The 26,164-nt window shown below is 69.5% G+C and carries 16 protein-coding genes; 9 read left to right on the forward strand and 7 right to left on the reverse strand.

Annotation, left to right across the window (positions count from 1 at the left end; all coding sequences use genetic code 11):
* Positions 1 to 37: 37 nt before the first annotated feature.
* Entirely contained in the window at positions 38 to 1,681 is a 1,644-nt protein-coding gene (locus ACWD4O_RS14140; protein ID WP_451279936.1) for an alkaline phosphatase D family protein, read from the reverse strand.
* Between the two features lie 98 nt (positions 1,682 to 1,779).
* Positions 1,780 to 2,424 carry an HNH endonuclease family protein gene (locus ACWD4O_RS14145; protein ID WP_451279937.1) on the reverse strand — a complete coding sequence of 215 codons (645 nt, stop codon included), beginning with the start codon at positions 2,422 to 2,424 and terminating at the stop codon, positions 1,780 to 1,782.
* A 383-nt stretch (positions 2,425 to 2,807) separates the two neighbouring features.
* Between ACWD4O_RS14145 and ACWD4O_RS14150 the strand changes: the two genes are divergently transcribed.
* Entirely contained in the window at positions 2,808 to 3,389 is a 582-nt protein-coding gene (locus tag ACWD4O_RS14150) for a TMEM165/GDT1 family protein (protein ID WP_451279938.1), read from the forward strand.
* A 233-nt stretch (positions 3,390 to 3,622) separates the two neighbouring features.
* Entirely contained in the window at positions 3,623 to 4,270 is a 648-nt protein-coding gene (locus ACWD4O_RS14155) for an HAD family hydrolase (protein ID WP_451279939.1), read from the forward strand.
* Between the two features lie 15 nt (positions 4,271 to 4,285).
* Here the strand turns inward: ACWD4O_RS14155 and ACWD4O_RS14160 are convergent, their stop codons facing one another.
* Complete coding sequence (locus tag ACWD4O_RS14160; RefSeq protein WP_451279940.1) at positions 4,286 to 5,425, reverse strand: peptidoglycan-binding domain-containing protein; 1,140 nt, start codon at positions 5,423 to 5,425, stop codon at positions 4,286 to 4,288.
* Between the two features lie 216 nt (positions 5,426 to 5,641).
* On the opposite strand from ACWD4O_RS14160, the gene ACWD4O_RS14165 reads away from it, so the two are divergent.
* A complete protein-coding gene (locus ACWD4O_RS14165) occupies positions 5,642 to 7,687 on the forward strand; it encodes a DHA2 family efflux MFS transporter permease subunit (protein WP_451279941.1) in 2,046 nt (681 codons plus the stop codon).
* Here the strand turns inward: ACWD4O_RS14165 and ACWD4O_RS14170 are convergent.
* Positions 7,680 to 8,183 (reverse strand): GNAT family N-acetyltransferase, encoded by a 504-nt coding sequence (locus ACWD4O_RS14170; RefSeq protein WP_451279942.1) that lies wholly within the window; start codon positions 8,181 to 8,183, stop codon positions 7,680 to 7,682. The two genes, ACWD4O_RS14165 and ACWD4O_RS14170, sit on opposite strands and share 8 nt — an antisense overlap.
* Before the next feature lie 202 nt (positions 8,184 to 8,385).
* Between ACWD4O_RS14170 and ACWD4O_RS14175 the strand changes: the two genes are divergently transcribed.
* Both ACWD4O_RS14175 and ACWD4O_RS14180 read left to right on the forward strand, forming a co-directional pair.
* Positions 8,386 to 9,069: a hypothetical protein gene (locus tag ACWD4O_RS14175; RefSeq protein ID WP_451279943.1), complete on the forward strand. Its 684-nt coding sequence runs from the start codon at positions 8,386 to 8,388 to the stop codon at positions 9,067 to 9,069.
* A 5-nt stretch (positions 9,070 to 9,074) separates the two neighbouring features.
* Positions 9,075 to 9,482: a hypothetical protein gene (locus tag ACWD4O_RS14180; RefSeq protein ID WP_451279944.1), complete on the forward strand. Its 408-nt coding sequence runs from the start codon at positions 9,075 to 9,077 to the stop codon at positions 9,480 to 9,482.
* Here ACWD4O_RS14180 and ACWD4O_RS14185 read toward each other — a convergent pair.
* The gene (locus ACWD4O_RS14185; RefSeq protein WP_450947255.1) at positions 9,471 to 9,932 is read right to left on the reverse strand and encodes a DnaJ family domain-containing protein; all 462 of its coding nucleotides are present in this window, start codon (positions 9,930 to 9,932) and stop codon (positions 9,471 to 9,473) included. The two genes, ACWD4O_RS14180 and ACWD4O_RS14185, sit on opposite strands and share 12 nt — an antisense overlap.
* 117 nt (positions 9,933 to 10,049) lie before the next feature.
* Here ACWD4O_RS14185 and ACWD4O_RS14190 point away from each other — a divergent pair, with 117 nt between their 5' ends.
* Positions 10,050 to 10,442 carry a hypothetical protein gene (locus tag ACWD4O_RS14190; RefSeq protein ID WP_451279945.1) on the forward strand — a complete coding sequence of 131 codons (393 nt, stop codon included), beginning with the start codon at positions 10,050 to 10,052 and terminating at the stop codon, positions 10,440 to 10,442.
* Positions 10,443 to 10,530: 88 nt separating this feature from the next.
* Here ACWD4O_RS14190 and ACWD4O_RS14195 read toward each other — a convergent pair whose 3' ends face one another.
* Positions 10,531 to 11,202 (reverse strand): O-methyltransferase, encoded by a 672-nt coding sequence (locus tag ACWD4O_RS14195; RefSeq protein WP_451279946.1) that lies wholly within the window; start codon positions 11,200 to 11,202, stop codon positions 10,531 to 10,533.
* Between the two features lie 87 nt (positions 11,203 to 11,289).
* Positions 11,290 to 13,062 carry a DUF2330 domain-containing protein gene (locus ACWD4O_RS14200; protein WP_451279947.1) on the reverse strand — a complete coding sequence of 591 codons (1,773 nt, stop codon included), beginning with the start codon at positions 13,060 to 13,062 and terminating at the stop codon, positions 11,290 to 11,292.
* 277 nt (positions 13,063 to 13,339) lie between these two features.
* Here ACWD4O_RS14200 and ACWD4O_RS14205 point away from each other — a divergent pair, with 277 nt between their 5' ends.
* The 3 genes from ACWD4O_RS14205 (at position 13,340) to ACWD4O_RS14215 (ending at position 26,159) form a co-directional block, all read left to right on the forward strand.
* Complete coding sequence (locus tag ACWD4O_RS14205; RefSeq protein WP_451279948.1) at positions 13,340 to 15,412, forward strand: bifunctional glycosyltransferase 87/phosphatase PAP2 family protein; 2,073 nt, start codon at positions 13,340 to 13,342, stop codon at positions 15,410 to 15,412.
* A 483-nt stretch (positions 15,413 to 15,895) separates the two neighbouring features.
* Complete coding sequence (locus tag ACWD4O_RS14210) at positions 15,896 to 19,540, forward strand: LamG domain-containing protein (protein WP_451279987.1); 3,645 nt, start codon at positions 15,896 to 15,898, stop codon at positions 19,538 to 19,540.
* A gap of 124 nt (positions 19,541 to 19,664) precedes the next feature.
* Positions 19,665 to 26,159 carry an RHS repeat domain-containing protein gene (locus tag ACWD4O_RS14215; protein WP_451279949.1) on the forward strand — a complete coding sequence of 2,165 codons (6,495 nt, stop codon included), beginning with the start codon at positions 19,665 to 19,667 and terminating at the stop codon, positions 26,157 to 26,159.
* Positions 26,160 to 26,164: the final 5 nt, after the last annotated feature.

Genomic DNA, 26,164 nt, shown 5'->3' on the forward strand with positions numbered 1-26,164 from the left:
CCGTTGTTTCCCCGCGGTCGTCCCGTCGCCGTCCGGATCAGGGGGTGAGGTCGGACTCGTGGACGGTGGCCAGCATGCCGTCGGCCCGCGCCTGCTGCAGCCGCAGCCGGGCCGAACGCCCGTGCAGGGTCAGCGACATGAGCTGGTTGCCGAACCACGGTCCGCCCGTCTTCCGCCAGTCGACGGGTGGCCGCGGACAGCGGCCGTGCCGGGCGAACCGACGGCCCAGCGCCCGGGCCGCGGCACTCCAGCCGAAGCGGAAGCCCGCCCTTATCGACAGCGGTATGGCGTTGTGCACGGGGGAGCAGGTGAGCTGCAGCACACGCGCGTCGGGACCGGTCCCCTCGGGCCAGCGGGGCTCGGCCACATACGCGTGGTGCACGTCCCCGGACAGCACGAGCACGCTCGCCGGGGCCTGCGCCCCGGTGGCCGCCCCGCTGCCCGCCTCGGCGATCAGCGCCGTCAGCGCGGCGAAGGACGTCGGAAAGGCCGCCCAGTGCTCCAGGTCCGCCGCCCGGCGCAGCTTCTCCCCGAACCGGGCCCAGCGCGGGCCGCGCTCGCCCCGGCACAGGGCCGCGTCCCAGGCCTCGGCGTCGTGCACCAGCTGCGGCAGCAGCCAGGGCAGCGAGGTGCCGATCAGCAGGTGGTCGTAGGAGCCGGGACGGTCGAGGGCCTGTGTGCGCAGCCATGCCTGTTCGCCGGGGTCGAGCATCGAGCGCCCGCCCTCGTCGAGGACCCGCGCGGCCCGGGTGTCGACCATCAGCAGCCGTACCCGTCCGAAGTCGCGCCGGTAGCTCCACCGCACGGACGCCGGGTCCGCGTCCGCCCGGCAGGCGAAGGCGCGCAGCACGTCGGTGCCGTCGGGGGTGTCGCGGACGGCGGCGTAGAGCGGGTCGGCGGCCAGCTCGGCCGGGGTGAGGTTGCCGAGGTGCTGGTGCACCCAGTACGACATCAGGCCGCTCAGGATCCGCTCGCGCCACCAGGGCGTGGCCCGCATGTCCGCCAGCCAGGCGGCGGAGGTGTTCCAGTCGTCGATGACGTCATGGTCGTCGAAGACCATGCAGCTGGGCACGGTGGACAGCAGCCAGCGCACCTCGGGGTCGAGCCAGGACTCGTAGTACAGCCAGGTGTACTCCTCGAAGTCCGCGACCTCGGCGCCCGGCGGATCGGCGAGGCCGCGGCGGGCGGCGATCCGCTCCCTGGTGCTGTCGGACACCTCGTCGGCGTACACCTGGTCGCCCAACAGCAGCAGGACGTCGGGTCGTTCGGCCGTCGGGTCGGCGGCGAGGCGGGCGGCCAGGCTGTCCAGGGCGTCGGGGCCGACGGGGTCGTGGTCGTCGGCCGGGGGCGCGGCCCAGCGGCAGGAGCCGAAGGTCACGCGGACCTCGCCGTCGCCGTCGGGCGGGGTGCGGATGACCGAGGGCGGGAAGGGGGAGTCGGGCGGCGGCCAGACGAGCGCGCCGTCGAGGAGGACCTCGTACGCCGTCGTCGTGCCCGCGGTCAGGCCGCTGACCTGGACCAGGGCGTAGTGATGGCCCGCGACCTGGAAGGTGCGGGCCGTGCCGGCGGCGCCGTCCGCGCAGCGCACCTCGGCGGCGCACGGACGGCTCGCCTCGACCCAGACGGTCGCGGACGAGCCGTCGGCGTACCTCAGCAGTGGTCCCAGCCGCAGTCCGGCCACGTGATCGCCCTCCTCCGTCGCCCCGTACGGTACGGAACGACGGAGGCTTGCGGGGAGATCCCGGCGGCTACGGATCGATCAGCTTCCGTGAACGCCGATCAGCAGCTGGCGAGGTAGCTCGTCAGCGCGCTCTTCTCGGCGGAGTCGACCGAGAGGTCGTAGTAGTACTTCACCTGGACCCAGGCGCGGACGTAGGTGCAGCGGTAGGAGGTGACCGACGGCATCCACTCGGCCGGGTCCTGGTCGCTCTTCGACTGGTTCACGTTGTCCGTGACGGCGATGAGCTGCGGGCGGGTCAGGTCGTTGGCGAAGTTCTGCCGCTGGGTGGAGGTCCAGCTGTCGGCGCCGGAGTCCCAGGCCTCGGCCAGCGGGACCAGGTGGTCGATGTCGAGGTCGGAGGCGGCGGTCCAGGTGGCGCCGTCGTAGGGGGAGTACCAGGTGCCGCTGGTGGCGGCGCAGGCGGAGCTGGTGACGACGTTCGTACCGTCCCGCTTCAGGACCGTCTCACGGGTGTTGCAGGTGCCGGAGATGGTGATCCAGTGGTTGAACAGGTCGCGGTCGTAGCCGGTGCGGTCCTCGGTCGCCACGGTGAGCGAGGCGAGGTAGGTGCGGGCGGTGGCGGCGCTGACCGGGGTGGGGAGGGCGGCGGAGGCGGTCGGGGAGGTGAAAAGCCCGACCGAGGCTATGAGGCCGGTGAGAGCGGCGAGTATGCTCAGCCGTCCACGCGCGTAGAACTTCGACATGCGAACTCCATGGGGGATGCGGGGTGTTGGAGCGCGAGCGTTCGAATGCTCGCGGTGCCGAGTTGCGGGGAGATGAGCGCTCGGTAAGAAACTAATGACGCGTGCATGACACGACAAGGTTTATCGCAGAACGATCTCGTACAATGGGGAGCGCAGAAGGGGAGTAGCTCTTCGCCGGACCGTCGACATACTGCTCAGCTCGTCTGAGCCGGCGCCCGGAGGCAGACCCGTCGTACGGGTCGGCCAGCGAGACCTTCGGCAAGCAGTGCACGCCCGTGCCCTACGGCACGGGTGACTTGTGTGCTGCCGTGCCGAGGTGTCTTTGTGCGAAGTATGTGAGGTACTGCACTCTCGGTGGGGCGGCCCCGACCGATTGAGGAACCTTGATCAGCATCACCGTCACGGCGCTCGTCTTCGGCGTCGTCTTCCTGGCCGAGCTGCCGGACAAGACCGCCCTCGCCGGCCTCGTCCTCGGCACCCGCTATCGCGCCTCCTATGTCTTCGCGGGCGTCGCCGCCGCCTTCACGCTGCATGTCGTGCTGGCCGTCGCCGCGGGCAGCGTGCTCACGCTGCTGCCGCAGCAGATCCTGCACGCGCTGACGGGCGTGCTGTTCCTGGGCGGCGCCGCGGTGCTGCTGCTGAAGAAGGACGAGGGCGACGAGGAGGTCCGGCGGCCCGAGGACCAGTCGTTCTGGAAGGTCGCGGGCGCGGGCTTCATGCTGATCCTCGTCGCCGAGTTCGGCGATCTCACCCAGATCATGACGGCCAACCTCGCCGCCCGCTACGACGACCCGCTTTCCGTCGGCCTCGGCGCGGTGCTGGCGCTGTGGGCGGTGGCCGGACTCGGCATCGTCGGTGGAAAGGCCCTGATGAAGCGAGTACCGCTGAAGCTGATCACCCGGATCGCGGCCCTGCTGATGCTGGCGCTGGGCGTGTGGAGCCTGTGGGAGGCGATCGCGGGCTGAGCCGGGCCTGCGGCGCGGGCTGAGTCGGGCCTGCGCGTGCGCCCGAGGCGGCCCGGGGGAGCTGAACGGCGGGTGAACGGTTTCCGGACCTTTCCCGGTGGGGTGGCGGTCGGACCGGATTATTTTGTACCGTGGGGAAACAAAGTGGCTCCCGCCCGTTTTCCCTGACCGGCGGGCGGGGCCGCCTTGTTCTCTTCCCGGCCGCCTCGTCCCTTCTCACCTGGAGCTGCCTGATGCCGGTCCTGACCGCCCGCGCCCTCCTGCTCGACATGGACGGCACCCTCGTGAACTCCGACGCCGTCGTCGAGCGGGTCTGGCGGCGCTGGGCCGACGCGCACGGGCTCGACGGGGACGAGGTCATGAAGGTCGTCCACGGCCGACAGGGCTACGCCTCGATGGCCGTACTGCTGCCCAGCCGGCCGATGCAGATGAACCTCGCGGACAACGCGCGGATGCTGGCGGAGGAGACCGCCGACCTGGAGGGCGTGGTGCCGGTGCCCGGCGCACCGGAGTTCCTCGCCTCCCTGCGCGGCGTCCCGCACGCGCTGGTCACCTCGGCGGACGTCCCGCTGTCGACGGCCCGGATGGCCGCGGCGGGACTGGACCTCCCGGACGTGCGCGTCACCGCGGAGTCCGTGGGCGCGAGCAAGCCGGACCCGGAAGGGTTCCTGAAGGGCGCGGCCGAGCTGGGGGTCGCCCCGGCGGAGTGCGTGGTCTTCGAGGACTCCGGGGCGGGCATCGAGGCCGGACGCGCCGCCGGGATGCGGGTCGTGGGCGTGGGCCCACGGGCGGCGGTGCACGGACCGGACGCGGTGGTGCGGGATCTGCGGCAGGTGCGGGTGGAGACGGTGGCGGACGGGGTGCGGATCCACCTGGGGTGAGGCGTGCGGGCCGGCCTACGGCTCCTTCGTCTCCGACTCCAGCTTCTCCCGGGTCACCGGTCCGTACACGCCCAGCCCGTCCTCCGTCGTGCCGCGCGCCCACTGGAAGTTGCGCAGGGCGGTCTCGACCTCGCTGCTGAACGTGCCGTCGGCCTCGCCGGTGTAGAGGAACGCCTCGGTCAGCCGCAACTGGAGTTCGGTCACCTCGGCGCCCGTGTCGCCGAGCCGCAGGACGACTCCGGGCGCGGCCTCCTCGCTGTCGTCGGCGCCGTTCTCGGGCCCCGTGGAACTGGTGACGCGAGAGGTCGGCGTGCTCTCGACCGCGTCGGCCGACCGCGACGCCGAGGACGAGGCGCTCGCCTGCGACCTGGACGGCGACGGGCTCTCGCTCTCGGAGGGCGACGGCGAGGCGTCGGAGGCCGACGGAGACGCGGACCGGCTCGCCGACGGCGACCCGGACGACGCGCTCGTGGAGGTGTCGGGCACGGCCGCCCGCACGTCCTTGGGGGCGGCCCCGTCGCGGGTCGGCGTCTCGTAGGAGAACAGTCCGCTGGCGAACCCGGCGGCGGCCAGGACGGCCACGACGGCGGCGGTCGTCGCGATCAGCAGGGCGCGGCGACGGCGCGGGCTGCCCGGCTCCTCGTCGTCGGGGTGCGCGGTGTCGAGGTCGTCCGCCTCGAACAGGCTCAGGTCGCCGGCGCTGGGCGCGAGGCCGGGCGGAGCCAGCGGAGTGGGTAAAGCCGTCGTCGCGTCCGGGGGCGGCGGGCCGGTGGGGTCCACGGCGCGCAGCGGCATCGTCACGTCGGCCGGGACCGTCGGGATCGGCATGGTCACATCGGCGGCGGAGGAAGCCCCGACCCCGATCCCCGCGCCGGCCCCCGCCCCGACTCCTGCCCCGAACCCGGTGTCCGTCCCGGAGGCGCCCGTGCCGTCCAGTTCCACGTACGGCCGTATCCGCAGCGGATCGAAGTCCTCCGCCGCGGCGGCCTCCGCCGTGCGCGTGTCGCGCAGGGTGTCGGCGGCGCGCTGGGCGCAGGCGCAGGACGGGGTGTTGTCGGGCGCGCGCAGTGCCCCGCACTCCGGGCACGGCAGCCCGTACTGCTCGGGTCGCCCTTGTTGCCCCGTCGGATCGATCACTTGTTCGTCCCTCCCCATCCAAACTCCAGAGATTATGCAGATCCTCCACACAGCCGACCGCGCGCGACCCCCGGAATGTCGGATTCCGCCAGGATCCCGAGGGATTACCCTCGGGCGCCCGGAAGGATCACAGCGGCCCCGAACACGGACCGAAGCGGACTCAAGAGGCCATAACGGGTCACACCGATCACGATGAAGGGGTCACCAGAGCCACCAGAGCCGCAGGAGGCATCCATGGCCTTGGACGCGCACAGCAGGACCGCGGATCCACGTCAGGAACACGTGTCCGGAAACGTCCTCGTCTCGATCGGCGCCCTGCTGCTCGGCATGTTCCTCGCCGCCCTCGACCAGACGATCGTGTCGACCGCCCTGCCGACGATCGTCAGCGACCTCGGTGGTATGGAGCATCTGTCCTGGGTGGTCACCGCGTACCTGCTGGCGTCGACGGCCGCGACCCCGCTGTGGGGCAAACTGGGCGACCAGTACGGCCGCAAAAGGCTGTTCCAGATCGCGATCGTCATCTTCCTGATCGGTTCGGCGCTGTGCGGAATGGCGCAAAACATGCCGCAGTTGATCGGCTTCCGCGCGCTCCAGGGCCTGGGCGGCGGCGGGTTGATGGTGCTGTCGATGGCGATCGTCGGCGACATCGTCCCGCCGCGCGACCGCGGCCGCTACCAGGGCCTGTTCGGAGCGGTGTTCGGCGCCACGAGCGTCCTCGGCCCGCTGCTGGGCGGACTGTTCACCGAGGCCCTGAGCTGGCGCTGGGTCTTCTACGTCAACCTGCCCGTCGGCGTCGTCGCCCTCGCCGTCATCGCGACGGTGCTGCGCATCCCGCGCAAGTCGACCAAGCACGTCATCGACTACCTCGGCACCCTCCTCATCGCCTCGGTCGCCACCTGTCTGGTGCTGGTCGCGTCCCTCGGCGGCACCACCTGGGACTGGGGCTCCCCGCAGATCGTCGCACTGGCCGTGCTCGGGGCGCTGCTGGCCGTCGCGTTCGTGGCCGTGGAGCGCCGGGCGGCCGAACCGGTCCTCCCGCTCAAGCTGTTCCGCATCCGCACCTTCACCCTCTCCGCCGTGATCAGCTTCATCGTCGGCTTCGCGATGTTCGGCGCGATGACGTACCTGCCGACCTTCCTCCAGGTGGTGCACGGCGTCTCGCCGACCATGTCCGGAGTGCACATGCTGCCGATGGTGGCGGGCATGCTGCTGTCGTCCACCGGCTCCGGGCAGATCGTCAGCCGCACCGGCCGCTGGAAGGTGTTCCCGGTCGCGGGCACCGCCGTCACCACCCTCGGCCTGCTGCTGCTCCACCAGCTCGACGCACACAGCTCCACGGGCGAGATGAGCACCTGCTTCTTCGTCTTCGGCCTCGGCCTCGGCCTGGTCATGCAGGTGCTGGTGCTGATCGTGCAGAACGCCGTCGGATACGAGGATCTCGGCGTCGCCACCTCCGGCGCGACCTTCTTCCGCTCCATCGGGGCCTCCTTCGGCGTCGCCATCTTCGGGACGGTCTTCGCCGGCCGCCTCGGCGACAAGCTCACCGACGCCTTCCGGGGCGTCCGGCTGCCGTCCGGGGTCTCGGCCGGGACGCTGGAGTCCGACCCACGGGGCATCGCCGACCTGCCGTCCGACCTGCGCCCGCGCGTCCTGGACGCGTACGCCTCCGCCATCACCGACGTCTTCCTGTACGCCGCGCCCGTCGCGCTCCTCGGCTTCGTCCTGGCCTGGTTCCTCAGGGAGGACCCGCTGCGCGGCTCGGTCACCGCCCCCGACGTCACCGAGACCCTCGCCAGCAACCCGGTGGAGCGGTCCTCGTACGACGAGGTGTGCCGGGCGCTGTCGGTCCTCGGCACCCGCGAGGGCCGCCGCGAGATCTACCGGAAGATCACCGCACGGGCCGGCTACGACCTCCACCCGGCCGCGAGCTGGCTGCTGCTGCGGATCAAGCGGTACGGCAGCGTCGAGCCGTCGGTGCTGGCCGAGCGCAGCACCGTCCCGCTGTCGGTGATCATGGACGCCGCCCGGCAGGTCGAGGAACGCCGGCTCGCCGTGCGCGAGGGACTCGACATGACGCTGACCGACGCGGGCCGCGAGGTCGCGGAACGGCTGGCCGAGACCCGCGAGCAGTCACTGGCCGAGCTGCTCGGCGACTGGTGGGGACCCGACCGGCCCACCGACCTGGTCCAACTGGTCCGGGAACTGAACAGCGAGCTGTGCGGCTCGGAGCGGGAACAGCCGCACGGCGGGCGGGTCGTGCCCGACCACCGGCTCACCTGAGGTCCTGGCCGAGCAGCCTGACGAACCAGTGGTCGGCGTACGGGTTCGCGTTGTGCGGCTCGGTCTCCGTGTAGCCGAGCCGGGAGTACAGGGCGCGCGCCTCGACGAGGTCGCCGCGGGTGTCGAGGATCATCCGGGTGACGCCGAGCGCGCGGGCGGCGTCCTCGGCGCCCCGGACGAGCAGCGCGGCGCCGCCCCTGCCCCGCAGTTCCGCCCGGACGAACACCCGGGTCAGCTCGGCGGTCGTCGCGTCCAGCAGCCGTACGCCCGCGGTGCCGGCCGGTTCGCCGTCGTACCGCCCCACGAGCAACTGCCCGCTGGGCGGGGCGAGTTCGGCGCCGGCGTGGGCGGCGATCTCCCGCTCCAGCTCCTCCGGGCCGGTCCGGCGCCCTTCGTGCAGCAGGTAGTAGCGGTCGCTGACCTCGGTGTAGTACGCCCGCCAGAGCGCGACGGCGGCGGGGGAGTCGACGGCTTCCGGGGCGATGGTCCAGGTCATTCGCTCATTCTGGCGAGCCGGTGTGCGGGGTCCGCAAGCGAATATGCGCGGCGCCCCGCTCGTCGGCCCGGCACCCGGCCCGGCACCCGGCCCGGCACTCGGCCCGGCACTCGGCCCGGCCCTCGCGCGCTGTTTGGCGGACGACATCCGGGCAACACGCAGGGGAACCGGCCCGTGGGGCCGACCCACCGGAAGGCAAGGCATGTCCACAGGCGTGATCATCGCTCTGATCGTGATCGTGATCGTGGCGGTCATGGTCGTCGCGGCAGTCCGCATCCTGCGCGCCCGCGGCGGCTCGCACGGCGGACGCGGCCTGAAGCACCGCTTCGGGCCCGAGTACGACCGGGCCGTGGCCCGGCACGACGGGGACGTCGGCGCCGCCGAGAGAGAGCTCGACGCCCTCGTGCAACGGCACGGCGGGCTGCGCGAGCGGCCGTTGGAGCCGGCGGAGCGCGAGCGGTTCCAGGCCCGTTGGCGGGCCGCGCAGGAGAGGTTCGTCGACTCGCCCCGGGAGGCGGTCGCCGACGCGGACCACCTGCTCGCCGAGGTGGCCGGCGCCCGCGGCTTCCCGGACGGCAGCGAGCACGAGGAACAGCTCGCCGCGCTCTCCGTCCACCACGCGAACCATGTCCACGGCTACCGACGCGTCCACGGCGCCGCACACGCGGCAGGCACGGGCGACGGCCGGGTGCCGGGTACGGAGGACCTGCGGACGGCCATGGTCGAGGCCCGCGCGCTCTTCGACGACCTGGTCGCATCCGCTCCACAGCAGTCCAAGCCCAAGCCCAAGCCCAAGTCCCAGGTACAGGTCCAGGCCCGGAATTCCTCCCGGTTCGGCCGCCGCCTGCCGTGGAGCTTCCCCCGTCACCAGGCGAAGGAGAGCTGACCGTCATGCAGGACGTGACACCGCGCACGAGCACGAGCACGAACACGAGCAAGAACGCAGACACGAGGACGGCCCCCGTCGACCACGGGGGGCCGCTCCTGCCGGACGACGAAGGCAAGCGGATCGCCCTACGCATACGGCACGCGGTCGTCGGGTTCGTCGACGGGCCCCGGGACGCCGTGGTGGAGGCCGATCAGGCGCTGGAGGAACTGGCCGCCCGCCTCACCGAGGCCATGGACCGACGCCGCCGCACCCTGCGCCGGTCCTGGCAGCCGACGGCCGGCGCCGAGGACCGACCGGCGACCGCCGCGACACCCGCCGCAACACCCGCCGCGACGACCGTCGACACCGAGCAACTCCGGCTGGCGCTGCGCAGCTACCGTGAATTGACCGAGCGGCTGCTACGCCTCTGACTGCATCTCGGACTGCCCGGCCGTCGTCCCGCGCTCCTGCTGTTCCCGCCGCTCCTGGCGCTCCCGCCACTCCTGTACGACCGCCTCGACGTCGTACGGCTTCATGCCCAGCGGGGGCCCGGGCGGCGGCTTGAACATCATGTCGCGGAGTTTGACGTTGACGTCTGTGATGATCTTCCGGACGATGCGTTCCGAAGGCGCCTCGTACGCTGCGGCGAGCGCGTCCTCCGCCTCCTTGCGCAGGGCGAGCGTCGGCGGCAGCACGGAGAGGCCCTCGCGGGCCATTTTGCGCTTGATCCACCAGAGTTCGTCATACGAGGTGTCCGTGATCTCCGGCAACGGCTGGCCCACGCCCGGGAGTTGGGCGAACTCGCCGCGCTGCTCCGCGTCACGGATCTGCTTGTCGACCCAGGACTCGAAAGGGACACCGGGTGGCTTTCGCTCGGTCATGCGTCCATTGTGCCGGACGCGGTGGGGCCGGGCGATTTATCATGCGGCCGCTGTACAAGCACACTTAGGACCCAGGACGCCGACAGGCATGTCAAAGACATTTCAAGGGGAGCGCACGTGCTCGAACTGACCATGGCCACCGTCTCCGGCACGGAAGAGGGCGCCACGGCCGGCATGCTGATGGCCGACTCGCCCAGCGAACCGGGCGCCGTGCTGCGGGTGGGCCGGGACAAGTCCGTGTGTCGCCTCGCGACCCCCGACGACTGGCTGTTCGTCTCCCGGGTGCACCTGGAGTTCCTGTGCGGCCCCGACGGCGTCTGGCAGGTCTCGTGGCTGCGCGGTTCGCAGGACGAGCCGTCCTCCGAGGTGCGGCTGGTGAGCGGGCAGTACGCGCAGCCGCTCGCGTACGGCGGGAGCATGCCGCTGGAGCGCGGCGGCTCCGGCGAGATCATCGTCATCGACCGCACCGGGCCGCGCAGCGTCAACGTGGGCTTCTATCACGAGGCCTGAGGCCCGAAGTCTGACGTCTGAGGCCTGAGGTCTGAGACCTGAAGCCTGAGGCTTGAGGCCTGAGGGCTGAGGCTTGGAAACGTGGGGGCTACGCGAGGACGCGCGCCAGTGCGAAACCGTCGTAGCCCTTCGTCCCCACCGTCTGGATCGCCGTGCCGCTGAGCCTCGGGTGCGAGCCGATCAGCTCGATCGCGGCGCGGGTGCCGAGCACGTCCCCCGTGTCGCTGTCCGCGTCGACGACCCGGCCGCCCCGTACGACGTTGTCGACGACGATCAGACTGCCCACGCTGGTGAGCTTCAGCGCCCACTCCAGATAGTTGGCGTTGTTCGCCTTGTCGGCGTCGATGAAGACCAGGTCGAACGGGGGCGGGTTCTCGTCGGCCAGCAGCGGCAGCGACTCCAGGGCCGCCCCGACCCGTACCTCGACCAGCTTGTCCAGGCCCGCGCGGGCGATGTTGCGGGTGGCGACCTCCGCGTGCCGCGGGTTGTACTCCAGCGAGATCAGACGGCCGTCGGCGGGAAGGGCGCGGGCCAGCCAGATCGTGCTGTAACCGCCGAGCGTGCCGATCTCCAGGATCGCTCGGGCACCCTGGATCTCGGCGAGCAGCTGAAGCAGTTTGCCCTGGTTCGCCGTGACGTTGGCCTGCGGCAGCTCGGCGGCCTCGCTGTCGCGCAGCGCGGCCTCCGTCACCTCGTCGTCCGGGGCGAGGTGGTCGGTGAAGTAGGCGTCGACGGCGTCCCAGACCTGCGACTCGCTCATGCGCTCTGCCTCTCGTGTACCTGACATGTCTGGCGGCATGTCTAGTTAGGAATGCTAACTAGTCAGGCTGGTCTTCGGCAGCGGATTTCAGCCGTTCGGCGCAGGGGGCGCGAAGCGCGAGCGAGGCGGCGTGCGGGGCCCGGGGGAAGGGGCGGGAGCGGCAGGAGCGACAGGAGCTCCGGGTGCGCGAAGTCCCGGGGACGGCGGTGGCGCGGACGGCATCGGAGGCGCGGAACGAGGCACGGAGCCAGACGCGGAACGAGACGTGGAGCGAGATATGGGGGGACGCAGGAAGGGAGGTACGGAGGGAGGCGCGGAGGGCATGGGAGGAGCGGAGGGTGCGGGAGGCGCTGGAGGCCCGGGAGGCGCTGGAGGCCCGGAGGGCGTGGGAGGCCCGGTAGGCGTAGGCGTCGGCGGGGCGGCGAACCTGGGAGGCCCGGTAGGCGTCGGCGGGGCGGCGAACCTGGGAGGCGCGGTCGGCATGGCTGCCGCGGTCGGAGCCGAGCCCGGGGTCGGAGCCGCTCTCCGAGCTGGAGCTGCGGTCGGAACCTGAGGCGGGATCGGAGCCTGAGGTGGGAACGGAGGCTGAGGCGGGGTCGGAGCCTGAGGTGGGACCGGAGGCTGAGGCGGGGTCGGAGCTGGAGCTGCGGTCGGGGCCTGGGTCGGCATCGGGGGCGCGCCCGGAACCGGGTTCGTGGCCGCCGGCTGACAGCCCACCGCATGCCGAGGTCCCGGCAGGCCCGCCCGGCGGGCCCGTCCCCAGCGCACCCCCAGGACCACCGCGGCCGTGTTCAGGACGGCCAGTCCGCCGACGACCGTCAGCAGCCACACCGGGATCCCGGCCAGCGCGAGCAGCCGGTCCTCGTAGATGACCTGCCGGAACGCGGTGTCCGTCGCGGCCCGGCGCAGCTCGAGGTCCCCGGAGATCTCCGGGGGACGCGGGAACTCCTGGGCGACGGCCGTCAGGAACGGGGCGCCCTTCGCCAGTTCGGCCAGCGGCCCCGTCGTCGTGCCGAGCCGTCCCGCGAACGTCACCCGGGGCCGCTCGCCGCCGATCCGGGAGGCCGGTTCCATCCGGTGGGCGGCGAGGACGTACAGGCCCAGCGACTGCGGTGTGGCCGCCAGCCGGGACAGCCGCATCGGGTAGACGAGGCTGTCGGCGGCGAAGGTGAGGTGCAGCGGGTCGAGCCGGCCGCTCAGCGCGGCGCCGGTGGTCTCGGGGGTCAGCCGGACCGCCACGTACTCCCAGCGCCGGTCGACGTACGGCTGGAGGGCGGTCTGCAGGGCGGCGGGGAAGGCGAAGTCGTTGCTGCGCAGCCAGTCGTCCAGGCCGGCCGGGTCGGTGGCGGTGAGTCGGGCCACGTCGAACGGACCGAGCCGCTGGCGTCCGACCACGCCGACGCCGCCGGGCCCCGCGCCGGGCGGTGGCGGGCCCACCCGGCCGTCGCCGGTGGTCAGCGGCCAGTCGCCGTCCTGCGGCCAGAAGTGGTGGCGGGTGCGCTGCTCGGGCGCCGTGGCCCCGGCCAGCTGGTCGAAGAGCTCCGGGTCGCCGAGCTCGACCGTCGCGCGGTTCGGCACGGGCATGATCCAGGCGGCCCGGTCGGCGTCGCCGTCGACGGTCAGGCTCATCACGAGCTGTTCCTGCTTGCCGTCCCAGCGCACGACGGAGGCCTCCCGGCCGACCGTCAGCTGCCGGTCGTCGCCCGGGACGAGCGCACCGCAGCCGCAGGCGTAGGCCGGTGCCACGAGCGAACCGAGCTGGATCGCCAGCAGCGCCAGGAGGACAGTGACGACCCGCCCGCGTAACCGCTTGCCACACGCCCGCAACCGCCGTCGCCGTTCCCGCAGGAAACCGACCATGCTCCGTATCCCCTCCGTCACCCTCCACTGCGTATGTGGTGCCAAGGACGGTACGGCGGAAGAGCCGAATCTGTTCGCACCGTGATCCAAATCCCGCCCCCGCGGAGGCGACCGGCCCCACGGACGACTATCGTCTTCCGGACAAAAGGAGGGCGGACGTCAGGTGAAGAGGGGGTGGCCTGCGTCTCTCTCCTGGGAGGCGCGAGCCTCGTAGAGTGCGCGTAGGAAATTTGCGCATGGAACGCGTGGCACGAACGGGGCGGGAGGCCTACGAGGCGTGGCGAATGCGGAGCACAGCGGGCGGCCGACAGAGGCCTTCGGGTCGACGGCGGTCGACACGGTGGTCGACACGGCGCGGGCGCGGCTTCGCGCGGCCCGCCTCGGGCTCTGGCTGGTGGCGGCGGTCCTCGCCGTGCGCCAGGTGGCCGTCGTCCTCGGCACCCCGCGCGGTGAGCGGCTGACGGACCTCGAGACCTGGGTCGGACCGAACGGCGTCCTGCACGTCAACGGCTCGATCTACGACTCGACCCAGTTCACGGGTACCCCGTTCGGCGGGCTCGTCCTCAAGCCCTTGACCCGGGCGGCCGAACAGGCACTCGGCTGGGGCTGGACCTTCGGGACCCTGCTGCTGGTCGCCGCCCTCGGCCTGGTCGTGGCCCGCGCCCTGCCGCAGCCGATCAGCAGACGCACCGCACTGCTGGCCGCGCCCGTCGCGACCAGCCTGCTGATGCTGTCGCTGCCGGTGCGCAACACGCTCTGGCTCGGCCAGACCAGCATCATCCCCGTCCTGCTCGTCCTGCTCGGCTGTTTCGTCGTACGGGACTGGCGGGCGGCCGGCGTCCTGATCGGCGTGGCGGCCGCCCTCCAGCCCACGGTCCTGCTCTTCGCCGCGTTGCTCTGGTTCACCGGTCGCCGCCGGGTCGCGGCCGCCACCGGCGCCACGTTCGCCGGGGTCACCGTGCTCGCCTGGGCGGCGATGCCGCACGACTCGTACACCTACTGGGTGCACCACATGGCGGGCGCCGGCCTCGGCGGCGAGGCGGACGGGCTGGCCAACCAGTCCCTGCACGGCGCACTGCTGCGCCTCGGCCTCGCCGGCCCGGTCGAGATCGGCCTGTTCCTGTCGCTGGGCGCGGCCGTCGCCGTCCTGGGGATCCGCCGGGCGGTCCGCTACGCCCGCGACGGCCAGCTGCTGCTGGCGGTCGCGCTGACCGGCTGCGCGGCGATCGTCGTCTCGCCGACGACCTGGCAGCACCAGCTGCTGTGGGTCCTGCTGGCGGTGGTCGGGCGGGTCGGCAAGCGCGCCTCCGACCGCTATGTGTGGCCGGTGGCGGTGATCCTGGTGACGACCCTCCCGGCGAAGATGATGCTGCCGAACATGGCGGCCCTCTACCCGCTGCGCGACAACGCGGTGCTGCTGGCCGCGATCGCCGCGGCCACGGTCGTCCCGTTCCTGCCGCGGACGTCCCCCTACTACCGGACGCCGATACCGACGGAAGTCGCGCAGCCGGTCCCCCCGCGCTGGCGTCGCGTGCCCCTGCTCCCGTTCCTCAAGCGAGTCCTGACCCGCCCCAACCTCCTCCTGGAGCTCCTGCTCATCCGTGTCACCTACGCGGCGTACCAGCAGGTCAGGCTGGCGGCGACCGGCGGCTCGAACGCGGCGGGACGGGTCCGCGCGGAGGCCCACGGCCAGCAGATCCTCGACATCGAGCGCTTCCTCCACATCGACATCGAGCACGCGGTCAACCACTGGGTGGTCGGCGTCGGCTGGCTCCGTGACTTCTTCGACTTCTACTACGAGTCCTTCCACTTCGTGGTCCCGCTGACGGTCCTGGGCCTCCTGTACTGGCGTCGCCCGGTCGACTACCGCTGGGCCCGCGCGTCCCTCGGCTTCGCGACCCTCCTCGCCCTGGTCGGCTTCTGGCTCTACCCCCTGGCTCCCCCGCGTCTGATGCCTTCTCTCGGCGTCATCGACACGGTCCACGGCGTCCAGGACTTCACCAAGCCGGACTACGGCACACTGACGGCCCTCACCAACCAGTACGCGGCGATGCCGTCCCTGCACTTCGGCTGGTCCCTGTGGTGCGGACTCGTCATCGCGATCGTCGCCCCGAAGTGGTGGATGAAGGCCCTGGGCCTCCTGCACCCCTTCTTCACGGTCTCGGCCATCGTCGCCACCGGCAACCACTGGATCCTGGACGCGGCCGGCGGCGCAGCGGTCGTAGGCGGCGGCTTCGCCCTGTCGTATCTGTTCATGGGACCGAGGGCCCGGCTGCTGACGATGCCGTCGGCACCGAGGGAGCGGGCTGCCGAGCCGACGGAACTGGAGAAGAACCCGGCACCGAACTGATCGCCCGAGTCGCTCACTCGAACCGCTTACGTTCCCGAACTTCTTGACCAACTGAACTGAATGTTTTGAGTCAGAGTGCGGACGGCGCCGAACACCGGAACCCGTCCGACCGTTTGGCGTCGGCCAACCCGTCGACCGGCCCTGAGGTATCTAACTCCCCATCTTGCCAAGGCGCTTGAGTGCCTCCCGAAACGGACTGGCATGCGCAGACCGCGATCGCGGCCGACGTCGAATTCAAGCTATTTATTGCCGAACGTGTTTAGCGGATACATGGCGTCGAGTGAGTTCTGCGCGCGTCGATAATTCCTTGACGCAAGGTGAGAGAAGGGTTTGAATGCGGTTACTTTTTTGAAGATCGTGTGACTCTGGGGGCGGGGTTCAGTGCAGTTCGCACGGGGTGTTTCAGGCGGAGCTGGATGTCGTGGGCATGGCAGATTTATGAGGACCGGAGCCACGACAGCCGCGTTGGCCGTGCTGCTGGGCATGTTGGTGCTGCCCGCGCAACAGGCAGCGGCTTCTCCCACCGATACGGACCCTGCGTCCTTGGCCGAGGGGCAGCAGGCACTGGCCGCAGCCGAGGAGTCCGGCCGGCAAGTGGAGGTGATCGGGGAACGCACAGACCGCGCGACGGTCTACGCCAACCCTGACGGTTTCACCTTCACGCTGGAGCAGTCGGCCGTCCCTGTACGCGTCGCCAAGCCGGACGGTGGCTGGCAGGCACCGGACGCGACTCTGGAATCGCGCTCCGATGGGTCGGTCGGACCCAAGGCCGCGGCCGTGTCGATCACGTTCTCGGCAGGTGGCGACAAGGAGCCCTTGGCTCGGATCGAGGACGAGGGCAACTCACTGGAACTCCGCTGGCCGGGCAAGCTTCCGGCCCCGCAGTTGGACGGCTCCAGCGCCGTGTATGCCGATGTTCTGCCGGGTGTCGACCTACAGGTGACCGCGACGCCGGAGAGCTTCCAACCTGTGTTCGTGGTCAAGTCCCCTGAGGCGGCGGCCAACGACGAGTTGAAGAAGCTCACCTTCGGACTCAAGACCCAAGGGCTGAACGTTCGCGAGGGGGCGGCGGGCAACCTCACGGCCGTCGACGGCAGTGGTCGTACCGTGTTCAAGGCACCGCCGGCGCGGATGTGGGACTCGGGAGGAGAGGCGTCCGGCACTCCGGGGGCGTCTGCGGCTCCCGAAGCCTCCGGCACGCAGACTCAACTCATGCGGGCGCAGGCACTTGTCGCGGACATCCTGGAACCGTCCGACCCTGCCGAGTTGGCACCGTCCGGCTCAGGTCTGGAGCCCGGTCAGGGCGACAAGGTCGCCAAGATGGACGTCGACGTCACCAAGAACTCGCTGTCCGTCGTCCCTGACACGGCGATGCTCAGCAAGACCGGGGCCGACGCCTTCCCGCTCTTCATCGATCCGACTGTGACCTGGGGCGAGTCCGAGCGCACCCTGTTGCGCAACGACGGCTACGAGTCCTACGGCTGGAGCAACGGCGACGACGATCAGGGCAAGGGCGCGGGCAAGTGTGGTACCTGGAACGGCTATTACTGCGGCCCGGGGTACGTGCAGAAGCTGTACTTCGAATTCTCCCCGGCGAGCCTGAAGGGCAAGAAGGTCCTCGATGCCACGTTCCGGGTGACCGAGCCGTGGGCGTTCCAGTGCGATCCGCGCTGGGTGGACCTCGTCCGCACGAACAACATCTCCTCTGCCACGACGTGGTCCTCGCGGCCGGCGGAGCTGGATCTGATGGTCGACCAGAACGTGTCCGCCGGTCGGGGCTCGCTCTGCGACCCGGATTCCCCGGACGCGCCGATCGAGTTCAACGACAACCCGGCCGAGACGAACGAGAACCTCACCTCAACGGTCTCGAACTTCGCGGCGGGCCAGTTCTCCCAGCTGACGCTGGAGATCAAGGCGCATGACGAGTCGGACACCTCGGCATGGAAGCGGTTCAAGAACGACGCTGTGCTCGCGGTGAAGTTCGTGGCAGTGCCCGCGCTTCCGACCGAGGTCGGTCTGGTCACGGGAACCGGCTACGCGTGTTCCGCGAGCTCGGCGGATCCGGCCGTGGTGTCCGATCCGACACCGCTGGTGCAGGGCAAGCCACGCACCGCGGCCGGCGGCTCGGTGGGCGCCAGCCTCCGCATCCGCTGGCGGACAGACAAGTACGACGGCATGACCTGGACGACCGCCCACACGGACGTCGACGGTCCGACCTCCGGCTACGTCGGGAACCTTGTCAAGCAGACGCGCAGTCTGCCCACGCTCCAGGAGGGCGTGCTGTACCGACTCAAGGCGTTGACCCTGTCCTACTACGAGGACGGCAGCAACCAGCAGAACACCGGCTACACCACACCCTGTTACTTCAAGGTGGACCCGACGGCACCCAAGGCACCGCAGATCACCATCGCTTCCACATACACCGAGTGCCTGGCCAACGACTGTACGCCTCACGGCGGGCCGGGGGTGAAGGGCACGTTCACGTTCAAGCCGGCGACGGTCGATGCGAACAACGTCGCCTACCAGTACCGGCTCTCGTCGACGGCTGCGTGGTCGGCCGACCAGACCGGCTCGACGGTCACGGTAGGCATCACGCCGCCGAAGGAAGGCAAGTACAACCTGTACGTACGGGCCAAGGACACCGTCGGTCGCTACGGCGAGCAGTCGGTCGTCGAATTCTTGGTCGCCGACGGTGAGAAGCCAGTCGGGCAGTGGAACTTCGCCGAGGCCGACGGCGTGGCGGTGGACTCCGCGACGTGGGACGGCTCGGACAACGCGACCCTGGCCGGTGGTGCCGTGCGCGACGACCGGGGACGTCGCGGGCTGATCACGCGTGACGCGTCAGGTGCGGCGTTGGAGACGCCGGTGACGGACAAGGGTCTGGCTCTCGACGGCAGCACAGGGTATGCGGCCACGCCCGCCACGGTGCTGGACACCTCCGCCTCCTACACGGTCTCCGCGTGGGTGCGTGTCGACCCCGCCGCCTCGCGCACGTTGACGGTGCTCAGCCAGGCGCCCGACAACCCGAGCCCCTTCTCGAAGAAGTACATCCCCTTTGGGCTGTCGTATGCGGGTGAAGGGGCCAGCACCTGGAGCATGAGCGTGATGGCCACCGATGGATCGCTGCACAAGGCCAGCGCTCAGCAGGCCGCACCGCGCGGTGTCTGGACGCATGTGGCGGGGGTGCACAACGCCGAGACGAAGAAGGTCAGCCTCTACGTCAACGGGGCGCTGCAGAGCACGGTCGACGCCGGAACTGCCTGGAAGGGGTCAGGTCCGCTGCAGATCGGCCGAGGGATCTGGGCCGACGCCTACACCGACTACTTCAAGGGCAGTGTGGACGAGCTTAAGACATGGCAGCGGGCACTGTCAGCGGAGGCGATCAAGGAGGAAGCACGGACGTTGACTTCGCAGGGGTACGCAGGTGTGGAGCTGGTCGCCGACTGGTCTGCCGAGCACGGCGTCTACACCACGATCACGGACACCACCTCGGGTTACGGTCGTGCACTGGCTCTTGTTGGCGGAGCGTCGCTGGACGGCGAGTCGATCGTGCTGGACGGATCGGACGACGCGGCCACCACGGCCGGACCTGTGGTCGACGACACCGGCTCCTTCACAGTCACCGCCCTCGCGTCCCTGGACGGTGCCGCCCTCGTGGGCAAGAGCGTCGGCTACACGGGACAGGTGGTCGGACAGCGGACGGCGGACGGTTCGGCGTGGGGCTTCTGGTACCAGCTGTCGGGCAAGGAGACCGTGTGGGACGAGGAGACCTCGGAGGAGAAGACCGTCCCGGTGGGGTACTGGCAGTTCGGTCGACTTGACGCCAACGGCACGTTCACTGCGGTGTCCTCCGAACAGAGCGCCGTGTTGGACGGCATGGTCCGGCTCACCGGTGTCTTCGACGCCCAGGCGGACACGACGGGCACGATCAGCCTCTATCTGGCAGGCGTCCAGAACCGAGACCCACAGGCTTTCACCGCCAAGGTCGGCTCCGGTGACTTCGCCGTCGGCAAGGGTTTCACCAGCAGCGCGTGGCAGCACTACCTGCCTGGACGTATAGCCGAGGTGCGGTTGTGGGCCGGTGCGATGACCGGTTCCGATCAGGTCGAAGAGACCGTGGGCGACTGACGGCTGGCGGGTGAGGACAGCGCCGGGGGCGCTGTCCTCACCCCCACGCAGAGTGCGGAAGCCGCAGCAGCCTGCGGACGACTTGCTGAATCTTCTCTCAACGGGACCGGGTGGGGCGTAGCACATGATCATTGGCAGGAGCACCTCAAGATTGCGCAGGGATGCAAGACGGCGCGGAGCTGGCCGACTGCTGGTGCAGTCGTTGGCCCTGGCACTGGTCGTCCCCCTGGGCGTGGCGCAACTGGCCCAGGCCGCCGAATCCTCCGGTCTGGGACGCCCCGACGTGCCCAAGTCCCGAGTGAGCAAGGTCAAGGAGGTCGACGGCCTCGGGGCGAAGAAGGCGCGCGAGCAGGTCGCCCAGGAGAAGAAGGCCAACAAGGCTCAGGCCGACCGGGCCCGCAATGAGCAGAAGGCGACCTGGCCGAGGAAGGGCGAGGCGACGCTCGGTCTCGCGGCCGGCAAGACGACAGCCGCCGAGCCGGGTGGCGTCCCCGTCGCCATCGCACCCCCGTCCGGTCGCAAGGCCGTGGCCGGCGGCAAGGCACGTGTCATGGTGCTGGACCAGAAGTCCACACGCGCGGCAGGCATCACCGGCGTGCTCCTGACCACTGACGCGGACACGGCGGGCGACGCCGAGATAAGCATCGACTACAGCGGTTTCGCCTCCGCCATCGGCGGCGGTTGGTCCCAGCGCCTGCGTCTGGTGCAACTGCCCGCGTGTGCGTTGACGACACCGGAGAAGAAGGAGTGCCGCACACAGAGTCCGCTGGCGTCGGACAACGACCTCGCCCGCCAGTCGGTCTCGGCGAAGGTGAGCATCGCCGAGCCCACGGACGGCCCGGCCACCCAGTTCATGAAGGCCGCGGACAGTGCCACCTCTGCCGCCACCGTGCTGGCCGTCACCGCAGCCGCGGCCGGGTCCGGAGAGTCGCCCAAGGGCACCGGAAGCTACTCGGCCACTCCATTGGCGGAGTCCTCGTCCTGGGAGGCAGGAGGCAGTTCGGGATCGTTCACCTGGTCGTACGACTTCACACTGCCGCCGGCCGCGGCGGGCCCGCAGCCTCCGCTGTCGCTCTCGTACGACTCGGGCAGCGTGGACGGTCGCACCGCCAGGTCCAATAACCAGGGCACGTCGGTCGGTGAGGGCTTCGGACTCACCGAGTCCTACATCGAGCGCACCTACGGCTCGTGCGACGACGACGGTCATGAAGACGTCTTCGACCTGTGCTGGAAGTACGACAACGCGCGCCTGGTGTTGAACGGCAAGTCCTCGCGGCTGGTCAAGGTCGACGACGACCAGTGGCGGCTCGAGAACGACGATGCGTCGAAGGTGACACGGTCCAAGGACGCGGACAACGGCGATGACGACGGCGAGCACTGGACCGTTGTCACAGGCGACGGCACCAAGTACGTGTTCGGCCTGAACAAGCTGGACGGCGCGGGCACCGAGCGCACCAACTCGGTCTCGACTGTGCCGGTGTTCGGTGACGACTCGCTTGAGCCGGGTTACTCGGCGGGTGATGCCTTTGCCGATCGGGCTCTCACCCAGGCCTGGCGCTGGAACCTGGACTACGTCGAGGACACCCGCGGCAACGCCGCCACGTACTGGTACACGAAGGAATCGAACTACTACAAGAAGAACAAGTCGGAGACCGCCAACGCCTCCTACACGCGCGGGGGCTTCCTGAGCCGGATCGAGTACGGCCTGCGCAAGGGCGCGCTGTTCACCGACAAGGCGGACGCGAAGGTCACCTTCGGCTATGCCGAGCGCTGCACGGCCTCGGACTGCTCCAGCCTGACCGACGACACATCCGAAAACTGGCCGGACGTGCCCTTTGATGCGATCTGCTCCAGTGGCGACGACGAGTGCAACGCCGCGGGCCCGTCTTTCTTCTCCCGCAAGCGTCTGACCGGAATCGGCACGTTTTCGTACAACGCCACCAGCGCCGCCTATGACGCCGTGGACTCCTGGGACCTGACCGAGAAGTACCTGGACGGCGGGGACCTCGGCGACAGCTCCGACCAGGTACTGACACTGGAGTCACTCAAGCGGACCGCGAAGGCCGGCGACACCGCCATCGCTCTGAACCCGGTGTCGTTCACCTACCACATGCGACCCAACCGGGTAGACGCGACGGACAAGATCCTGCCCCTGACCCGCCCGCGCATCTCCACCATCATCTCCGAGACCGGCGCGATCACCACGGTGACGCTGTCGGGAGAAGAGTGCGTGCGCAGCGAGGTCCTGGGCGCGGCCCCTGACACCAACACGCGCTCCTGCTATCCGCAGTTCTGGCACATCAACGGTGCCGAGAACGCCTCGATCGACTGGTTCCACAAGTACCGCGTATTGGCCGTGTCCGTGGCGGACCCGACCGCCAGCAACGAGGCGGTCGAGCACGCCTACACGTACAGTGGCGCCGCCTGGCACTACAGCGACGACCCGTTCACGAAGAAGGAAGAGCGCACCTGGTCCGAATGGCGCGGATACGCCCAGGTCACGGCCTGGACAGGCGCGACGGACGTGACCCGCTCCAGGACGGTCTCGCTCTACCTCCAGGGCATGCACGGGGACGAGAGGGGCGACGGCACCACTAAGTCCGTCTCCGTCGCCCCTCTGGCGACACCGGCACTCGGCGCGGCGTCGATCACTGACAAGGGCGAGTACGCGGGCCAACTGCGCGAACAGGTCACCTACGACGGCTCCACAGCCATCTCGGCGACAGTGAACGATCCCTGGTCGAAGGAGACCGCCCGGCAGACCCCGCCCGGTGCCGGCGACCATGTCGCCCGATACGTCCGCACGCAGAAGGTGCACAACTACACCTACCTGACGGCGTCCCAGAGCTGGCGCGAGCGCCAGACGAGCACGTCCTTCGACGACTACGGCATGCCCGTCACGGTCGATGACGCCGGGCAGATCGGCAAAGCGGCGGACGAGACCTGCACGCGCACGTGGTACGCCCGCAACACTGACGCCGGCATCATTTCGCTGACTTCCCGGACCCGCTCGGTCGCCCGTAGCTGTGCGACGGCGGACGCATCGCTCACCTTGCCCACGGCCATGGACCCGGCCAAGCCCGCGCGGGGCGACGTCCTCGCCGACGTCAGCACCGTCTACGACACTGCGAACGCCACGACGTGGTCGGCGGACCAGAAACCCACCAAGGGCCTGGCGACCTGGACCGGCCGAGCTACCGGCTATGCCGCCACCGCGGACGGCAACGGCGACCGACTTCCGGCCGGCTGGCAGAAGGTCTCCGCCACGACCTACGACACCCTGGGCCGCCCCCTGAGTGTCAGTGACGCGTCAACGAACCCGCCCACCTCCGTCGCCTACACCCCCATCGACGCCGGACCGTTGACCAGGACCATCACCACAGACCCCAAGACGTACAAAAAGGTCAGCTTCCTCGACCCGCGACGCGGTCAGCCACTGCGTGTCTACGACGTCAACTCCAAGAAGACCGAGCTGACGTACGACGCCCTCGGCCGACTGACCCAGGTCTGGCTGCCGAACACCGCGAGCAGCACCCAGGCCCCCAACCAGAGGTTCGCCTACCACCTGGACAACACCGAGCCGTCCTGGGTCTCGTCCTCGACGCTGAAGAACGACGGCGAGACCTACACCACCAGCTACGCGCTCTTCGACTCGCTCCTGCGCCCCCTGCAGAGCCAGTCACCAACACCCGATGGTGGTCGGCTGCTGACGGACACGCGGTACGACACGCGTGGCCTGGCCTACGAGACGTACGCCGACATCTTCGACAAATCCAAGACGCCCAACGGCGCATACGCCCGGGCCGAGTACGGCGAGTCCCCCACTCAGACCGGGACGGTGTTCGACGGAGCCGGCCGACCCACGAGCACCAGTCTGTACATCTTCGGCGTCAAGAAGTGGTCCACCACTACCAGCTACACCGGTGACTCCGTCGCGACGTCAGCGGTCGAGGGAGGCTCGGCCCAGCGCACGATCACCGACGTGCGCGGCAAGACGACGGAGACCCGCGAGTACGAGAGCACAAGCCCGACCGACGCTTCCTTCGGCACCGCTCCCGGCGCCCCCTACTCCTCGACGAAGTTCACCTACGTCCTGGATGGCCAGCAGGAGTCGGTCACCGGCCCGGACAACGCCAAGTGGGCATACGCGTACGACCTGTTCGGTCGCCAGACCAGCGCTGCCGACCCGGACAAGGGAACGACAGCGGTCGAGTACGACGTCCTCGATCGCCCGGTCAAGTCCACGGACTCGCGCGGCATTTCGATGCTGACCGGCTATGACGAGCTGGGCCGCGTCACGGGTACCTGGAAGGACTCCAAGACGGACGCCAACCAGCTCACCGGCTACGTCTACGACACGCTCCTCAAGGGCCTGCCCACCTCCTCCACGCGCTACGTCGGAGGCAAGACGGGCGCTGCCTACACGCAGGCCGTCACCGCATACGACAGCCTGAACCGCGCCACCGGCGCCCAGCTGCAACTGCCGGCGAGCGACCCGCTCGTGAAGGCGGGCGCACCGTCCACGCTGGCCTACGAGACGTACTACAACGTCGACGGCACCCTGAAGCAGACGAAGGAGTCGGCCCTCGGAGGGCTGCCGGCCGAGAACATCGACTACGGCTACGACGCGTTGGGCCATGTGACCTCCATCGGCGGTGCGACCGGCTACCTGCTGGACGTGGACTACTCGGCGCTCGCACAGCCCCAACTCCTGACGCTGGGCATGGGCGGCACCGGCGCCAAGAGCGTGTACGTCTCCAACAACTTCGAGGAGGGAACCGGCCGGGTCACCAGCAGCAATGTCACGGACCAGACACACGGCTACATGCTGCAGGACCTCAACTACACGTACGACCAGGCCGGCAACGTCACGGCGATCAGCGACCCGACCACCCTGGGCGGCACCAGCTCCGCTGAAACCCAGTGCTTCGCCTACGACGGCCATCAGCGCATGATCGAGGCCTGGACACCCGCTTCGCAGAAGTGCTCCGACCCCAAGAGCGCCTCAAGCCTGTCGGGCCCGGCCCCTTACTGGACGAGCTACTCCTACAACTCCGCAGGCCAGCGGACCGGTGAAACGGTCCACAAGAGCACCGGTGACACAAAGACCACCTACTGCTACACCAGCACCACTCAGCCCCACACCCTCACCGGCACCACGACCAAGACAGACTGCGCGAGCCCGGAGCGCACGTACGACTACGACAAGACCGGCAACAGCTGGCATCGCCCTGGCGCGACGGGCACCCAGACACTGGACTGGTCGCCCGAAGGCAAGCTGAACAAGCTCACCGAGAACGGGACGTCGACCGACTACCTGTACTCCGCCGACGGCACCCTGCTGATCCGCAACACGCAGAACGGCGAGCGCGTCCTGTACGCCGGCGCCACCGAACTCCACCTTCGCGCCAACGGCACCACCTGGGCCCAGCGTTACTACAGCGCCGGTGACGTCACGGCTGCTCTCCGGTCCAACCAGTCAGGCACCAACAAGCTCACGTACCTGACGGGCGACCAGCACAACACCTCCTCGCTGGCCATCAACACGGACACCGGCCAGACCTTCACCAAGCGCTACATGACCCCCTTCGGTGCGGACCGCGGCACCCCTCTGTACGGCCCCTGGCCCGACGACAAGGGTTTCCTCGGCAAGACGAAGGACACCACGACGGGCCTGACCCACATCGGCGCCCGCGAATACGACCCTGGCATCGGTCAGTTCATCAGCGTGGACCCGATCCTCAGCCTCGGTCAGCCCGGTTCGCTGAACGGGTACAGCTACGCCAACAACAACCCCGTGACGGAGAGCGATCCGACGGGTCTCGAATCTTGCTACCCGCACTTCTGCTCGGGCAGCAACGGCACCACCGACGACTATGACCCTGCCGACGACCCTGCGCACGCATGGGACCCCGATGGCAACGGGGTTGACGACGGCAATTCCGGCAACGGCGGTGGCACGGCCAACGCCGACCAATCCAGCGACAACACCAGCCCCGTACCTGCGCCCAGCCCCGGTCCTGCCCCGGTTCCCGGTCCCTACAAGGGCGGTTTCAACGATCCTGTTCTCAGCGCGCTCAAATTCGTTTTCGACGAAATTTTTGGAGAGCCTGAACCGCGTCTGGTCTGCAATGCGGACGGATCGTACTGCGAGTATATGCAAGTCCAGCAGAATATCGTCCCGTGGGTTCCGGGTTCGCCTGGCGCCCTAGGCATTGGGAAAGGCGCTGCAGGGTCACAGCTCGAGCGCTTCAAGAGTGCTTATAAGCTGGGGAAGCCAGGGGAAGTGGCGCAAGCCCTCTCCAAGTTCTCGAACCTTAGGATCGCCATCGGGGGTGAGAGATTCCTTCTGGATAAGACGGGTATGAAGCATATCCTGAACAGGCATCACCCGAAGTACTGGAATTTTACCGTGAAAAAGATGCAGACCTTCTTTGATGAGAGTATGACACCCGATGACATAGCGGCCGCAGTAACCTCAGTGATGCGGCAGAATGAGGATGAAGTTGCCCGTATAGGCTCGTCGGGCATCGGGAATATTACAGGAGTGTTCAATGGGGAAAGCTATCAACTCGGGCTAAACAAGGGTAGAATCGGACAATTCTTCCCGTTGCCGTGACGTGA

The organism is Streptomyces sp. NPDC002623 (assembly GCF_053592635.1).